This is a genomic window from Actinoplanes sp. NPDC051851 (genome assembly GCF_040681165.1).
In the GTDB taxonomy this organism is placed as follows: domain Bacteria; phylum Actinomycetota; class Actinomycetes; order Mycobacteriales; family Micromonosporaceae; genus Actinoplanes.
In genome coordinates, this window is sequence record NZ_JBFAYF010000030.1 from 1 (window position 1) to 13,712 (window position 13,712).

The window sequence follows — 13,712 nt, forward strand, 5'->3', positions numbered from 1 at the left end:
TCCACTCGGACAGCAGCGCGGCCTGCGCGATGCGGCCGGGCCGCAGGCGGTAGGTGTAGCGCACTGTCTCGATCACACCGATAACTATACACGTCACAGCTATATAGTGAGAGTGTGGACGAGACCCGATCGAACAACAACGTCGTATATCGCTGCACCTACCACGTCGTCTGGTGTCCCAAGTACCGGCGCGACGTCATCAAGGACGACGTCGACATCCGCCTCAAAGAGACCATCAGGCAGGTATGCGCCGAGCGAGACGCCCCGATCGTCGAACTGGAAACCATGCCCGACCAGGTGCACCTACAGGTCACCTGCGACCCGCAATACGGCATCCACCGGCTGGTCAAGCAGATCAAGGGCCGTTCCTCCCGCCTGCTGCGCAACGAGTTCCCGCACCTCAAATCGCGGATGCCGACCCTGTGGACCAACTCGTACCTCGTCGCCACCGTCGGCGGCGCAACCCTAGAGATCGTGAAGAGATATGTGGAGAACCAGCGCAACGCCTGACCAGACACCCAACCGCCTTGACGGCGAATGGGCCACCCCTGACCTGCTCCGCAGGGAAACCGATTCCTCCCCACGGCTAAAGCCGGGGGTTTCCACGGAGGCTTCTCGATGACCGGTTTCGCCCAGCTGTGGAGCGAGCTCGCGCCGATCGGGCGCACGGCGGACGGCGGTTACCTACGGCTTTCCTTCACCGAGCCGGAGCTGGCCCTGCGCGACTGGTTCCGCACGCAGGCCGACCGGCGCGAGATGACCGTGACCGAGGACGGCAACGGCAACCTCTTCGCCTGGTGCGCCGAGCCGTGGGCACCGGGAACCGTGCTGACCGGGTCGCACTTCGACTCCGTCCCGCACGGCGGCGCCTTCGACGGTCCGCTGGGGATCGCCGGCGCGTTCCTCGCCGTGGACGCCGCCGGTCCCGGCCGGCGGATCGGCGTGGTGGCCTTCGTCGAGGAGGAGGGCGGCCGGTTCGGCGTGCCCTGTCTCGGCTCCCGGCTGCTCACCGGCGCGATCGCCCCGGACCAGGCGGCCGCCCTGACCGACCGGGACGGGATCACCTTCGCCCAGGCCCTCGGTGCCGAACCCGCCGGCCCGGTCGACCTGAGCCCGGTCAGCGCCGCCGTCGAGCTCCACATCGAACAGGGCCGCGCCCTGGCCGCCCCGGTCGGCGTGGCGAGCGCGATCTGGCCGCACGGCCGCTGGCGGCTGGACTTCGCGGGCACCGGTGACCACGCCGGCACCACCCGGATGACCGACCGCCACGACCCGATGCTGACCTTCGCCTACACCGTCCTCGCCGCCAACAAGGAGGCCCGGCTCGCCGGCGCGCACGCCACCATGGCCCGCGTCCTGATCGAGCCGAACGCCACCAACGCCATCCCGTCCCTGGTCCAGGCCTGGCTGGACGCCCGCGCCGCGGACACCGGCACCCTGGACCGGCTGCTGGAGGGCATCGTCAAGAAGGCCACCGAGCGCGCCGGCCGGGACGGCACCGAGGTCTCGGTCCACCCCGAGTCGCTCACCCACGAGGTCGCCTTCGACAGCGCGCTCGCCACCCGGCTCGCCACCCTGCTCGGCGGCGCCCCGATCCTGCCGACCGGCGCCGGCCACGACGCCGGGGTGCTCGCCGCCCGCGTCCCGACCGCGATGCTGTTCGTGCGCAACCCCACCGGGGTCTCGCACGCGGCGGCCGAGCACGCCACGGAGGCGGACTGCGAGGCGGGCGTGGACGCCCTGGCCCGGGTCCTGCGCGCGCTGGCCTGACCGCCGGGGGACCACGTAAACGCGTAGCTCCGGGGACCACCACAGAATCGCCGCGACGGCCGCCACGGTCAGCATCCCACCGGCGGCGATCACCGGCCGGGCCCCGGCGAGGGCGCCCGCCGGCCCGTGCAGCAGGTTCGCCAGCTGCGGGCCGCCGAAGAGCACCACGGTCAGCGCACCCTGGACCCGCCCGCGCAGCGCGTCGTCCACCGCCGCCTGGGTGATCGCGTTCCGGAAGGTGCTCAGTACGAAGTTGACCGCTCCGCCCGCCACCAGCGCGCCCACCGCGACGGCGAGCCGCCCGGTCAGCCCGGACACCACGACGGTGCCACCCCAGGCGATCGCCGCACCGGCCATCATCAGCCCGTGCCGCCGCGCGCCGGTGAACGCCCGCGAGCCGAGCCCGGCCAGGAACACCCCGGCCGGATACGCGGCGTAGAGCACGCCCAGCGCCCCCGCGCCGTAGACCCGCCCGGCCAGCTCCGGGTAGAGCGCCACCGGCATCCCGAACGCCATCGCCGCCAGGTCCACCGCCAGCACCGCGACCAGCAGACGGTCGCCCGCGAGATGCCGGAACCCGGCGAGCAGCGGCCCGGTGCCGGGTGACCCGGCGGGTGCCGGGGCGGGCGGCAGCGCCGGCAGGCGGTGGACCGCCCGGATCGTGGCGAGCAGCACGACCGCGTCCAGCAGGTAGAGGTTCCCCAGCCCGATCACCGGGATCAGCAGCCCGGCCAGCACCGGGCCGGCGATCGCCCCGAGGTAGCGGACCAGGGAGCTCAGCCCGTTCGCCGCCGGTAGCAGCTCTCGCGGCACGATCCGGGGCAGCACCGCCCCGCCGATGGTGGAGATCGCGCCGATCGCCAGCGCCTGCACCCCGGCGAGCAGCATCAGCAACGGCAGCGAGCCGCCGCCCGGCACCGCCTGCAGCCAGAGCGCCAGATGGCCGGCGCCGAGCCCGCACTGGGCCGCCAGCAGCACCCGCCTCCGGTCCATCCGGTCGGCCAGCGCACCCGACCCGAACGACCCCACGGTCAGCGCCGCGAACGACACCACCGCCACCGCGCCGACCGCCGTCGAGGAGCCGGTCAGCGCGTACAGCTGGACCGGCACCGCCACCGCCGCGAACGACCCGCCGACCGCACCGGCCAGCGAGGCCAGCCACAGCCGCCGGTACGCCGGGATCCCCAGCGGCCGCACGTCCATCACGCCGCCCCCGGCTCGTCGAGGCGCACCACGTCGGCGACGACCACCGCGATGTTGTCCGGGGCGCCGTACGCATAGGCGCGCTCCATCAACGCCTCCAGCACCCGCCCCGGCTCCCCCTCCGCGCGCAGCACCTCGCCGAGCTCCCCGGACGGCACCACCGAGGAGAGCCCGTCCGAGCAGAGCAGATAACGATCACCGGCCCGGGCCTCGTGCAGCGACAGGTCGGGCCAGAACTCGCCGCTGCCGGTCAGCGCCTGCACCAGCAACGACCGCTGCGGATGGACCGCAGCCTCCTCCTCGGTGATCCACCCGGCGTCGATCAGCCCCTGCACGTGGGTGTGGTCGTGAGTGATCTGGCCCAGCTCGCCGTCGCGGAGGAGATACGCCCGGGTGTCGCCGATGTGTGCCAGGGCCAGCCGAGAACCCGACCAGAGCAGCGCGGTCAGCGTGGTCACCGGGTCGCCGGAGAGCCGGCCGACCGCCCGCTCCGCCTCCCGCACCGCCTCGGCGAGGACGCCGACCAGGTCGTCGGCCGGGACCTCCGCCGTCTCCAGCCGCCGGAGCGCGCCCACGACCACCTCGCCGACCCGGTCGCCGCCGTGGCCACGCATCCCGTCGGCGACGGCGAGCAGGCGGGGTCCCGCATACGCCACGTCCTCGTTGCTCGCCCGCACCGGGCCGGGTCGCGCGCCGGACGCATACCGCAGGCCGAGCGTGACCGGATCGCCCACCGCGCTCCCCCTCCCGGCCAGGTAGTCGACCAGGAAGCCGGCGAGACGGCCGCGCGCCGCCGTCTCGGCCTCGACCCGCTCCCAGTGCCGGGCCACCGCCTCGGCCGCCTCCTCCCGGGGCAGCGCGCCGATCCGCTGGATCTCGGCGAGCGGCATGCCGAGGCGGCGCAGCCAGGCGATCAGCCGGGCCTGGTCGAGCTGCCCCTCGTCGTAGAAGCGGTAGCCCGACGCCTCGTCGACCAGGGCCGGCCGGAGCAGGCCGAACTTGTCATACAGGCGTAGTGCCTTGGTGGAGAGCCGGGTGGCCCGGGCGAACGCGCCGATCGAGAGCATGCCGTCGATGCTGGACTTTGCCCCAGGGTCAAAGTCAACCCGAGCCGGTTAGATTGGCCGATGTGGATGAACAAGCTGTCGTGATCGGCGCCGGCATCGCCGGCCTCACCGCCGCCCAGGTCCTCAGCCGCCGCTTCTCGCACGTCACCGTCCTGGACCGGGACGATCTGCCGGACGCACCGGTCCCCCGTCGAGGAGTCCCGCAGGGCGCCCACCCGCACCTCCTGCTCGTCTCCGGCCTCAACGCGCTGACCACGCTCTTCCCCGGCCTGGACGCCGACCTGACCGCCGCCGGCGGCCTCTGGTTCGACTCCGGCACCGGGCTCTGCGTCTACCGCCTCGGCCGCCGCTGGCCGAACGCCCCGACCGGCGTGACCCTGCTCTCGGTGAGCCGCCCACAACTGGAGACGGTGATCCGGCAGCGGGTCGCCGCCACGCCGAACGTGACGATCCGCGACAACGTCGCCGTCTCCGGCCTGATCGGCGACGGGGACCGGGTGACCGGCGTGCGCCTCGACGACGGCGAGGTGCTGCCCACCGCGCTGGTGGTCGACGGCACCGGGCGGTCCGCGCGCTCCGACAGCTGGCTCGGCGACCTCGGCTGGCCCGCCCCCGCCCGGGTCGAGGTGAAGATCGGCGTCGCCTACGCGACCCGGATCTACCGGCGCGAGCCGGACCAGATCCCCGGCTGGCAGGGCATGATCGTGCTACCCACCCCGCCGCACGAGACGGCGAGCGGGCTGGCCATCCCGATCGAGGGCGACCGCTGGCTGATCAACGTCGGCGGGTGGCACCAGGAGCGCCCGCCGGGCGACCCCGCGTCGTTCGAGGCGGCCGCCCGGGCGCTGCCCGACTCCGGCGTGTACGACGTGATGAGCAAGTCCGAGCCGCTGAGCGACATCGTCACCCACGGGTACCCGGCGAGCCGCTGGCGCCGCTTCGACGAGCTCGGCCGGCTCCCCGGCGGGTACGCCGCGGTCGGCGACGCGTTCTGCAGCTTCAACCCGATCTACGGCCAGGGGATGACGTGCGCCGCGCTGGAGGCCACCGCGCTCGGCGACGCGCTGGACCGGCACGACGGCGCGACCGGCCCGGACACGATCCGCGACTACTACGCCGCGGCGGCCCGGACCATCGCCACGCCCTGGCAGTTCGCGGTGGGCGGCGACTTCGGCTGGCCGCAGACCGTCGGTCCCCGCCCGCGCGGCGTCGCCGTCCGGAACTGGTACGCCCGGCAGATCGGTTACGCGTCCCAGATCGACCCGGAGGTCAACGCGACCTTCATCGCCGTGCAGCACCTGCTGGAATCGCCCGACGTGCTGATGAAGCCGCGTTTCCTCGCGAAGGTCCTGCGGACCAGGCTCAGCGCGGGAGCTCCTTCGCGATGACCTTGGCCAGCTCGCGGAACGCCTTGCCCCGGTGGCTGATCGCGTCCTTCTCGGCCGGGCTCAGCTCCGCGTTCGTCCGGTCCTGACCATCACCGAGGAAGATCGGGTCGTACCCGAAGCCGCCCTCGCCGCGGCGCGCCCGCAGCAGGCTGCCGGTCTGCCGGCCCTCGACCAGGTGCTCCCGGCCGTTCGGCAGCACCAGGGCGGCCGCGCAGACGAACGCCGCGCCACGGTGCTCGTCGCCGACGTCGCCGATCTGGGCCAGCACCAGGTCCAGGTTGGCGGCGTCGTCGCCGTGCCCGCCGGACCAGCGGGCGCTGAACACGCCGGGCATCCCGTTGAGCGCGTTCACCGCGAGGCCGGAGTCGTCGGCGACGGTCGGCAGGCCGGTGCGCTTGGCGCCCTCCCGTGCCTTGATCAGCGCGTTCTCGCCGAAGGTCAGGCCGGTCTCCGGGACGTCCGGGTAGCCCGGGAAGTCACCGAGGCCGGCCAGCTCGACCTGGCTCTGCCCGAGCGCGGCGTCCAGGATCCGCTGCAGCTCGACGAGCTTCTTCTTGTTGCCGGTCGCGAGCAGGAGACGCGCGCTCACGCGGCCAGCGCCTTCTGCTGCGCGATCGCCAGCTCCGCGCAGCCGCGCAGGCCCAGGTCGAGCATCTCGTCGAGCTGGGCGCGCTTGAAGACGCCGTTCTCGCCGGTGCCCTGGACCTCGACGAAGTCGCCCTCGCCGGTGCAGACGATGTTCATGTCGACCTCGGCGGCGACGTCCTCGACGTACGGCAGGTCGAGCCGGGCCTCGCCGTCGATGATGCCGACGCTGACCGCCTGGATCGAGGTGTGCAGCACCTTGTCGACCTTGCCCGCGAGGGACTTGCGGCCGGCCAGCCAGGTCACCGCGTCGTGCAGCGCGACGTAGGCCCCGGTGATCGCGGCGGTCCGGGTGCCGCCGTCGGCCTGCAGCACGTCACAGTCGAGGACGATCGAGTTCTCGCCGAGCGCCTTCAGGTCGATGCAGGCCCGCAGGCTCCGCCCGATCAGGCGGGAGATCTCCTGGGTACGCCCGCCGACCTTGCCCTTGACGCTCTCCCGGTCGCCACGCGTGTTCGTGGCCCGGGGCAGCATCGCGTACTCCGCGGTCACCCAGCCCAGGCCGGAGCCCTTGCGCCAGCGCGGCACCCCCTCGGTGACGCTGGCGGTGCAGAGCACACGGGTGTTGCCGAACTCCACCAGCACCGAACCTTCGGGGTGGATGCTCCAATGCCGGGTCAGGGTCACCGGTCGCAGCTGGTCGGCCGCTCGGCCGTCGGGTCGCGCCATGCCCCAACCCTATGCGTAGCGTGCGGTGCCGGCTTCGTCCGCCCCGGGCTCCCGCATCTTCGGGGCCGCCGGGCGCAGCGGCTGGGGCGCCGCGGGGACGGTCGCGGTCTCCGCGAGGAGCCCGTGCGCGTTCAGGAAACCGTTCACCGCGATCGGCCAGCCGAAGTGCTCGGCGCGGGCCCGCGCGGCGGTCCGTCGCTCCTCCGGGGAGCGTTCCAGCAGCTGGGCGACGCCGTCGGCGAACGCCTCCGCGGTGCCGGGCACCGCCACCCCGGCCTCGCCGATCACCTCGGGCAGCGCGCTCTGCTCGTCGACCACCACGGGCGTACCGCAGGCCAGGGCCTCCAGCGCGGCCAGCCCGAAGGTCTCCACCGGGCCGGGGGCGAGCGAGACGTCGGCGCTCGCCATCAGCGAGGCCACCTCGGAGCGCTCGGCGATGTGCCCGGCGAAGCGGACCGGCAGCCGGGCCGCGCGGTACGCCAGGGCCGCCCGGCGGGTGCCGTCCCCGGACATCACCAGGACCGCCGGGATCTTGATGTTGCGCAGCGCCGCGATGGTGTCCACGGCGAGCTCGGGCCGCTTGGCCGCGGAGAGCCGGCTGGCGTAGACCAGCAGCAGCTCGTCGGGGCGGGCGTACCGGGAGCGGACGCCGATGTCCTTCCGGCTCGGATGGAAGACGTCCAGGTCGACGCCGAGCGGCACCTCGACCAGGTTCGGCACGCCGAGGCGGCGGAACTCGGCGGCGGCGAACGCGGTGGTGCAGACGATCGTGTCGAAGACCTCGGCGGTGCGCCGGTTCAGCCGGTCGGCGAGGGCGTCCCGCTTCGGCATGCCCCAGACGCCGAGCAGCCCGGCCAGGCTCTCGTGGGAGACCATCATCGAGGGCACCCCGCGCTGCCGGGCCCAGTTGCCGGTCCAGCGCAGCGTGGTGCGGTCGGAGACCTCGATCCGGTCCGGCTCCAGGCTGTCCAGCAGCCGGGCCAGTTCCCGCCGGCCGGCCATCACCCGGTATCCCCCGGTACGCGGCACGGGAGCGCCGGGCAGGGTGATCACGCGCCCCTGGGAGGTGATCTCGTCGGCGTGCCTGCGACCGGGAACGATCAGGACAGCCTCATGGCCCGCCTTCTGGTATCCCTCGCCGAGCTGACGCAGCGCCGTGCGGAGACCGCCGGTGTGCATCGTGACGAAGTTGGCCAGGCGAACGATACGCATGCAGCAACTCCAAGATCACGATACGTAAGGCTCCGGCACGGCAGCCGATCCCTTACCCCCGTACCGGCCTAGAGATCGTATCTGGCTCCGGGGCGAACGACTTCCACCGGTCCCGCGTAGGCGGCCGTAGCGGCTTCCACAATAGATGCCTCGCTCGCCCAGGCCGGGACCAGATGCGTCAACAGGAGCCGGGACACATCGGCCTTGGTCGCGGCCTCCCCCGCCTCACCCCCGGTGAGGTGCAGGTCCGGCGGGTTCGGCACCCCGTCCATGTAGCTCGCCTCACACAGGAACAGATCGGCCCCGGCGGCGAGCCGCAGCAGCGCGTCGCAGGGCGCGGTGTCCCCGGAGTACGCCAGGACGCGCCCGTTGTGCTCGATGCGTACGCCATAGGTCTCGACGGGGTGGTTGACCCGGTCGACCGTGACGGTCAGCGGCCCGATCGGGAACGTGCCCGGCTGCAGGCCGTAGAACGTGTAGACGTCGTCGACCGGGTCGCCCTCGCTGCTGTACGCCGCGGCGATCCGCTCCGCCGCGCCGAGCGGGGCGTAGACCGGCAGCGCGGGCAGCGCGCCGGCCGGGTCGTAGCGCCGCACCACCACGTACGTACACGCGTCCAGCATGTGGTCGCAGTGCAGATGGGTGAGGAGGATGGCGTCGATCGCGCGCATGTCCGAGTAGCGCTGCAGGGCCGACAGCGCGCCGGACCCGAAGTCGATCAGCAGCCGGAAGCCGTCGGCTTCCACGAGATAGGCCGAACAAGCCGACTCGGGGCCGGGGAAGCTGCCGGCACAACCGAGAACGGTCAGTCGCATGCGGGTCCCTCTGGCTCACACTGGGTCGGCCACCACTGGGTCGTGAACACCCCGCCCGACCGGTCCGCGCTGGCTATGTCAGACCAGTCAATCACGACGCGAAGCGTACGCGCTGACCACTGGCTGACGTAAACAGCTGATCGATTTGTCGCTAAATCGACAACGCACGTCACAACCGCTGTGACCTCGGTCGTCACCATTTCCACCGTCACGTCCGGTAAGCCCAATGCGTTGCTCTGAGTGAGGTGTTTGTGGATTTCTGATGGAGGTGACGTGACCACGATCGAGCCGGGCCGCATTGCCCGTACCCCGATACCCGACATCGTGCCCTTCGAACCTCAGTGGGGTACGGAGAACGACGATCCCGCCTTCCGTTTCCCGGCTCCGGACGATCCCGCGCCGAGCCCGTTCCGGCTTCTCGCGATGACCGTCTGCGCGGCTGTGCTGGGCCTCACCGGCACCGGCGTCGGCCTGCTCACCGTGATCGGTGCGATCCGCGGCGCCCCCGGCTGGTACCTCCCGCTGATCTCGCTGTTCCTGTTGCTCAGCGTGGTTCCGGCGGGGGCCGCGTTCCTCGCCATCCACCGCGGCCGTCTGCCCTGGGTACTCCTCGCCGGTGCGGCCACCACGATGACCGCCGCCCTGCTGACCGCCGCCCGTCTCTAGAAGGTCAACAGCCTTCTCCCGTACGCTCCACGGCCCGCCCACCGCGCTCAAAAGGCGGCCCCGGCCGCCGGCCGCGACCGCCTGCCCGCTCCGGGCCGTGACGCGCCACCGGCTTCCGGCCGGCACTCGGGCGCCACCGGCTTCCGGCCGGCGCTCAGGCCCAGAGCTGGCCCTCGAGGGCCTCCTCGGCGTCGTTGAGGGTGCCGCCGTAGGCGCCGGTGCTCAGATACTTCCAGCCGCCGTCGGCGATCACGAACGCGACGTCGGCCCGCTGCCCGGCCTTGACCGCCTCGTGGGCGACCGCGAGCGCGGCGTGCAGGATCGCGCCGCTGGAGAAGCCGGCGAAGATGCCCTCGACCTCGACCAGCTGGCGCGTGCGCAGGACCGCGTCGCGGGTGCCGACCGAGAAGCGGCGATCCAGGACCGACGCGTCGTAGAGCTCCGGAACGTAACCCTCGTCGATGTTGCGCAGGCCGTAGACCACCTCGCCGTACCGCGGCTCGGCGGCGACGATCCGGATGTTCTCGACCTTCTCCTTGAGGTACCGGCCGGTGCCCATCAGCGTGCCGGTGGTGCCGAGACCCGCCACGAAATGCGTGATCGTGGGGAGGTCGTGCAGCAACTCGGGACCGGTGGTCTCGTAGTGGGCGCGGACGTTCGCGGGATTGCCGTACTGGAAGAGCATCTTCCAGTCGGGGTGCTCGGCGGCGATCTGCTTCGCGGTCGCCACCGCCTGGTTGGAACCGCCCGCGGCCGGCGAGAAGATGATCTCGGCGCCGTACATCCGGAGGATCTGGGTGCGCTCGGCGGAGACGTTCTCCGGCATCACACAGACCAGGCGGTACCCGCGGAGCTTGGCCACCATGGCCAGCGCGATGCCGGTGTTCCCGCTGGTCGGCTCGAGGATGGTGTCGCCCGGGCGGAGGTGCCCGGACTCCTCGGCCTCGCGCACCATGAAGAGCGCGGCACGGTCCTTGATGCTGCCGGTCGGGTTGCGATCCTCGAGCTTGGCCCAGAGCCGCACCGGCGGTGCCCCTTCGGGCACCACCGGGGAGAGGCGGGGCAGGCCGACGAGCGGCGTGCCCCCGCAAGCGTCCAGCAGGCTCTCGTAGCGAGCCATCAGATCGATCTTCTCTGCGGGCTTACTTGCCCAGGAGCGCGGCGGCCGCCGCGAAGCCCAGGGCGCCACCGGCGACGGCCGGGAGGATGGTGATCGAGTCGCCGTCCTTCACCGTCGCGTCGAGCGCGCCGAGGAAACGGACGTCCTCGTCGTTGACGTAGATGTTGACGAAGCGGTGCAGCCCGCCCTCGGGGGTGATCAGGCGGCCCTTGATGCCGTTGTGCTTGGCGTCCAGGTCGTCGATCAGGCCGGAGAGGGTGTCACCGGCACCCTCGACGACCTTGGAGCCGCCGGTGTAGCTGCGCAGGATGGTGGGGACGCGAACTTCGATAGCCATGATTGTCATGCTCCTTGAGAGTCGAAACAGCGGGTGGTCTTTAAGAAGGCGTCGCTCAGCGACACTCGTAGACCACCGCGAACGGGCTCTGCCCGAACATGTACGACTGCACGGCACTCACCTTCACGACTTCACCGTCGCATCCACGATGTTGACCTCTTCTTCGGTCACCACACCGTCCACGATACGGAACGAGCGGATCTCCTCCGCATCGGGCTCACGGGTCGAGACGAGCAGATAGTGCGCGTTCGGCTCGCCGGCGAACGAGATGTCCGTCCGGGACGGATATGCCTCCGTCGCGGTGTGCGAGTGGTAGATGACCACCGGCTCCTCGTCGGCGTCGTCCATCTCGCGCCACACCCGCAACTGCTCCATCGAGTCGAACTCGTAGAACGTCATCGACCGGGCGGCGTTGTCCATCGGGATGTGCCGGGCGGGCACGTCACTGCCGATCGGGCCGGCGATCACGCCACAGGCCTCGTCGGGGTGATCCCGGCGGGCGTGGGCGACGATCGCGTGCACGATCGAACTGTCGATGGTCAGCACGGCGTTCACATTACCGAAGCATTTCGCCTCACCGCGCGTGGCGAGGCACACACCACAGGACGCTATTTGATCTCGGGGATCGCGTTGAGGAGCGATTCCTGCAGATAGCCCAGGTATGCGTAGACCGAGAGCTGGAACACCCGGCTGGAACCCGGATCCTCCAGGACCGCGTCGTCGAGCTCGTCGGCCAGATCGGTCTCGGCCTGGATGTCCAGGCGGGTACCCATCGCCAGGCGGGCGTCGTTGATCGCCCGCAGCCACGCCTCGGCCGCCTCACCGTCGAGCCGGACCTCGCCCTCGCCCTCGTCGGGCAGCGCCGCGAGGATCGCGCCGGCCTGATCGATCTTGGCCGTCTTGAGATCCCCCTCGGTGTAGAGGCGGAACTCCTGCGAGTCCTCCGGGCGATCGGGATAGATGTCCGGAAAGAGCCGGGAGACCACCGGATCGGTGTGGTCCATCCCATCGGTCAGCAGGCCGACGACCTCGCCCGCCACCTTGCGCAGGACACGCACCTCATCGTGCGCGAAGGTGGCCACGCAATGACCGCCGCTGCGTCGGAACATGCTCTACCCCACCCGCTATGTCAGCCTCGGTCCACAGTTGCCCAGAGACCGTATCCGTGCAGTTGGTTGGCGTCCATCTCCATGCGCTCCCGGGCGCCACTGGAGACCACCGCCTTGCCCTTGGTGTGCACGTCCATCATCAGCCTCTCGGCCTTTTCCTTGCTGAAGCCGAAGAGTTTCTGGAAGACCCAGGTCACGTAGGACATGAGATTGACCGGATCATCCCAGACGATGGTGACCCACGGCCGGTCTTCTTCCGGTACTTCCTCGATCTTCGGCGTCTCGACGGGAGCAACCTGAGGCAACGCCATGCCCCCATGGTGCCACCGGTTTCGGCGAATCCGTGAACCGGAGCACCGAACCGCAGGTCAGAACCCGTTCGGCGAATATCCGGGGGAGCACAATAGGGTAGGACCCGTGGAGACCATCGCGCCGGCCCTGATGACCGACCACTACGAGCTGACCATGATCAGCGCCGCGCTGCGGGACGGCACCGCCGACCGGCAGTGCGTCTTCGAGGTCTTCGCCCGCAGGTTGCCTAACGGGCGGCGGTACGGTGTGGTCGCGGGCACCGACCGGCTGATCGAGCTGATCGCCGGTTTCCGGTTCGACCCGGACGAGGTGGCGTACCTCCGTGAGGCCGGCGTGGTGGACGAGGAGACCGGAAAGTGGCTCCTGGAATACCGCTTCTCGGGTGACATCGAGGGCTACCCGGAAGGGGAGCTCTTCTTCCCCGGCTCGCCGATCCTCACCGTGGCGGGCCGGTTCGCCGAGTGCGTGGTGCTCGAGACGCTCATCCTCTCGGTGCTCAACCACGACTGCGCGATCGCCGCCGCAGCCGCCCGGATGGTCACCGCCGCGCGCGGCCGCCCGATCATCGAGATGGGCTCCCGGCGCACGCACGAGCACGCCGCCGTCGCCGCGGCCCGCGCGTCGTACCTGGCGGGCTTCGCCTCGACGTCGAACCTCGCCGCCGGCCGCCGGTACGGCATCCCGACCACCGGCACGTCGGCGCACGCGTTCACGCTGCTGCACGACGACGAGCCGGCCGCGTTCGGGTCGCAGGTGGCGGCGCTGGGCAAGAACACCACGTTGCTGGTGGACACGTACGACATCGCCCAGGGCATCCGGAACGCGATCGCGATCGCCGGCACCGACCTGCGCGCCGTCCGGATCGACTCCGGCGACCTGTCGGTGCTGGCCCAGCACTCCCGCGAGCTGCTCGACTCGCTCGGCGCCACCGAGACCAAGATCATCGTCTCCGGTGACATGGACGAGTACTCGATCGCCACCCTCGCCGCCGAGCCGGTCGACATGTACGGCGCCGGCACCGCCGTGGTCACCGGCTCCGGCGCGCCGACCGCCGGGCTCGTCTACAAGCTCGTCGAGGTCGACGGCCGCCCCGTGGTCAAGCGCTCGGAGAACAAGGCGACCGTGGGCGGGCGCAAGACGGCCGTACGCCGGCACAAGCCCACCGGAACCGCCATCGAGGAGATCATCGTCTCCCAGGGCGTCCCCGACCACCAGCCCAACGACCGCCTGCTGCAGCAGACCTACATCGCCGGCGGCGAGATCCAGGAGCGCCCGGCACTGGCCGAGTCCCGCGAGCACCTGCGGCAGTGCCTGATCTCCATCCCGTGGGAGGGCCTCAAGCTCTCCGCGGGCGACCCCGCCATCCCGGTCATCATCATTCCCACCGCTTAGGGGCTGT

14 protein-coding genes and 2 pseudogenes are annotated in these 13,712 nt (G+C 71.4%); 5 read left to right on the forward strand and 11 right to left on the reverse strand.

Annotation, left to right across the window (positions count from 1 at the left end; translation table 11 throughout):
- Positions 1-114 precede the first annotated feature (114 nt).
- Both tnpA and AB0M08_RS26235 read left to right on the forward strand, forming a co-directional pair.
- A complete protein-coding gene (gene tnpA / locus AB0M08_RS26230; RefSeq protein ID WP_364498321.1) occupies positions 115-510 on the forward strand; it encodes an IS200/IS605 family transposase in 396 nt (131 codons plus the stop codon).
- A gap of 108 nt (positions 511-618) precedes the next feature.
- Entirely contained in the window at positions 619-1,770 is a 1,152-nt protein-coding gene (locus tag AB0M08_RS26235) for an allantoate amidohydrolase (protein ID WP_364498324.1), read from the forward strand.
- 105 nt (positions 1,771-1,875) lie between these two features.
- On the opposite strand, the pseudogene AB0M08_RS26240 reads toward AB0M08_RS26235, so the two are convergent.
- Positions 1,876-2,973, reverse strand: a pseudogene (locus AB0M08_RS26240) (MFS transporter); the annotation flags it as partial.
- Complete coding sequence (locus AB0M08_RS26245; protein WP_364498326.1) at positions 2,973-4,040, reverse strand: MerR family transcriptional regulator; 1,068 nt, start codon at positions 4,038-4,040, stop codon at positions 2,973-2,975. The pseudogene AB0M08_RS26240 and the gene AB0M08_RS26245, both read right to left, overlap by 1 nt.
- 62 nt (positions 4,041-4,102) lie before the next feature.
- On the opposite strand from AB0M08_RS26245, the gene AB0M08_RS26250 reads away from it, so the two are divergent.
- A complete protein-coding gene (locus AB0M08_RS26250) occupies positions 4,103-5,428 on the forward strand; it encodes an NAD(P)/FAD-dependent oxidoreductase (RefSeq protein ID WP_364498329.1) in 1,326 nt (441 codons plus the stop codon).
- On the opposite strand, the gene rdgB is transcribed toward AB0M08_RS26250, so the two are convergent.
- From rdgB to AB0M08_RS26270, 4 genes are all read right to left on the reverse strand, one after another.
- Complete coding sequence (gene rdgB, locus AB0M08_RS26255) at positions 5,403-6,017, reverse strand: RdgB/HAM1 family non-canonical purine NTP pyrophosphatase (RefSeq protein ID WP_364498330.1); 615 nt, start codon at positions 6,015-6,017, stop codon at positions 5,403-5,405. The two genes, AB0M08_RS26250 and rdgB, sit on opposite strands and share 26 nt — an antisense overlap.
- Positions 6,014-6,742, reverse strand: a complete 729-nt coding sequence (gene rph, locus AB0M08_RS26260; RefSeq protein ID WP_364498332.1) for a ribonuclease PH — start codon at positions 6,740-6,742, stop codon at positions 6,014-6,016. The genes rdgB and rph overlap by 4 nt, the downstream gene beginning before the upstream one ends.
- A 9-nt stretch (positions 6,743-6,751) precedes the next feature.
- Positions 6,752-7,954 carry a glycosyltransferase gene (locus AB0M08_RS26265; protein ID WP_364498335.1) on the reverse strand — a complete coding sequence of 401 codons (1,203 nt, stop codon included), beginning with the start codon at positions 7,952-7,954 and terminating at the stop codon, positions 6,752-6,754.
- Between the two features lie 68 nt (positions 7,955-8,022).
- Positions 8,023-8,769, reverse strand: coding sequence for an MBL fold metallo-hydrolase (locus tag AB0M08_RS26270; protein ID WP_364498338.1), 747 nt, complete (start codon positions 8,767-8,769; stop codon positions 8,023-8,025).
- Positions 8,770-9,042: 273 nt separating this feature from the next.
- Here AB0M08_RS26270 and AB0M08_RS26275 point away from each other — a divergent pair, with 273 nt between their 5' ends.
- Positions 9,043-9,435, forward strand: a complete 393-nt coding sequence (locus AB0M08_RS26275) for a hypothetical protein (RefSeq protein ID WP_364498341.1) — start codon at positions 9,043-9,045, stop codon at positions 9,433-9,435.
- A 154-nt stretch (positions 9,436-9,589) separates the two neighbouring features.
- Here the strand turns inward: AB0M08_RS26275 and AB0M08_RS26280 are convergent, their stop codons facing one another.
- The 5 genes and pseudogenes from AB0M08_RS26280 to clpS all read right to left on the reverse strand — a co-directional run bounded on the left by AB0M08_RS26280 (position 9,590) and on the right by clpS (position 12,312).
- Positions 9,590-10,555 (reverse strand): cysteine synthase, encoded by a 966-nt coding sequence (locus AB0M08_RS26280; protein ID WP_364498344.1) that lies wholly within the window; start codon positions 10,553-10,555, stop codon positions 9,590-9,592.
- Between the two features lie 22 nt (positions 10,556-10,577).
- Complete coding sequence (locus AB0M08_RS26285; protein ID WP_364498347.1) at positions 10,578-10,892, reverse strand: MoaD/ThiS family protein; 315 nt, start codon at positions 10,890-10,892, stop codon at positions 10,578-10,580.
- 55 nt (positions 10,893-10,947) lie between these two features.
- Positions 10,948-11,438 (reverse strand): annotated as a pseudogene (locus tag AB0M08_RS26290) (M67 family metallopeptidase).
- Positions 11,439-11,500: 62 nt separating this feature from the next.
- The gene (locus tag AB0M08_RS26295) at positions 11,501-12,001 is read right to left on the reverse strand and encodes a DUF2017 domain-containing protein (RefSeq protein WP_364498350.1); all 501 of its coding nucleotides are present in this window, start codon (positions 11,999-12,001) and stop codon (positions 11,501-11,503) included.
- 20 nt (positions 12,002-12,021) lie between these two features.
- Positions 12,022-12,312: an ATP-dependent Clp protease adapter ClpS gene (gene clpS, locus AB0M08_RS26300; RefSeq protein ID WP_364498353.1), complete on the reverse strand. Its 291-nt coding sequence runs from the start codon at positions 12,310-12,312 to the stop codon at positions 12,022-12,024.
- 106 nt (positions 12,313-12,418) lie between these two features.
- On the opposite strand from clpS, the gene AB0M08_RS26305 reads away from it, so the two are divergent.
- Complete coding sequence (locus tag AB0M08_RS26305; RefSeq protein WP_364498356.1) at positions 12,419-13,705, forward strand: nicotinate phosphoribosyltransferase; 1,287 nt, start codon at positions 12,419-12,421, stop codon at positions 13,703-13,705.
- The last annotated feature ends 7 nt before the right edge of the window (positions 13,706-13,712 follow it).

What these genes read in the sequence shown, in the direction of transcription:
- AB0M08_RS26235 (WP_364498324.1), top strand. Translation starts at nt 619, where the DNA reads ATGACCGGTTTCGCCCAGCTGTGGAGCGAGCTCGCGCCGATCGGGCGC.
- AB0M08_RS26245 (WP_364498326.1), bottom strand. Translation starts at nt 4,040, where the DNA reads ATGCTCTCGATCGGCGCGTTCGCCCGGGCCACCCGGCTCTCCACCAAG.
- rph (WP_364498332.1), bottom strand. Translation starts at nt 6,742, where the DNA reads ATGGCGCGACCCGACGGCCGAGCGGCCGACCAGCTGCGACCGGTGACC.
- AB0M08_RS26265 (WP_364498335.1), bottom strand. Translation starts at nt 7,954, where the DNA reads ATGCGTATCGTTCGCCTGGCCAACTTCGTCACGATGCACACCGGCGGT.
- AB0M08_RS26270 (WP_364498338.1), bottom strand. Translation starts at nt 8,769, where the DNA reads ATGCGACTGACCGTTCTCGGTTGTGCCGGCAGCTTCCCCGGCCCCGAG.
- AB0M08_RS26280 (WP_364498344.1), bottom strand. Translation starts at nt 10,555, where the DNA reads ATGGCTCGCTACGAGAGCCTGCTGGACGCTTGCGGGGGCACGCCGCTC.
- AB0M08_RS26285 (WP_364498347.1), bottom strand. Translation starts at nt 10,892, where the DNA reads ATGGCTATCGAAGTTCGCGTCCCCACCATCCTGCGCAGCTACACCGGC.
- AB0M08_RS26295 (WP_364498350.1), bottom strand. Translation starts at nt 12,001, where the DNA reads ATGTTCCGACGCAGCGGCGGTCATTGCGTGGCCACCTTCGCGCACGAT.
- clpS (WP_364498353.1), bottom strand. Translation starts at nt 12,312, where the DNA reads ATGGCGTTGCCTCAGGTTGCTCCCGTCGAGACGCCGAAGATCGAGGAA.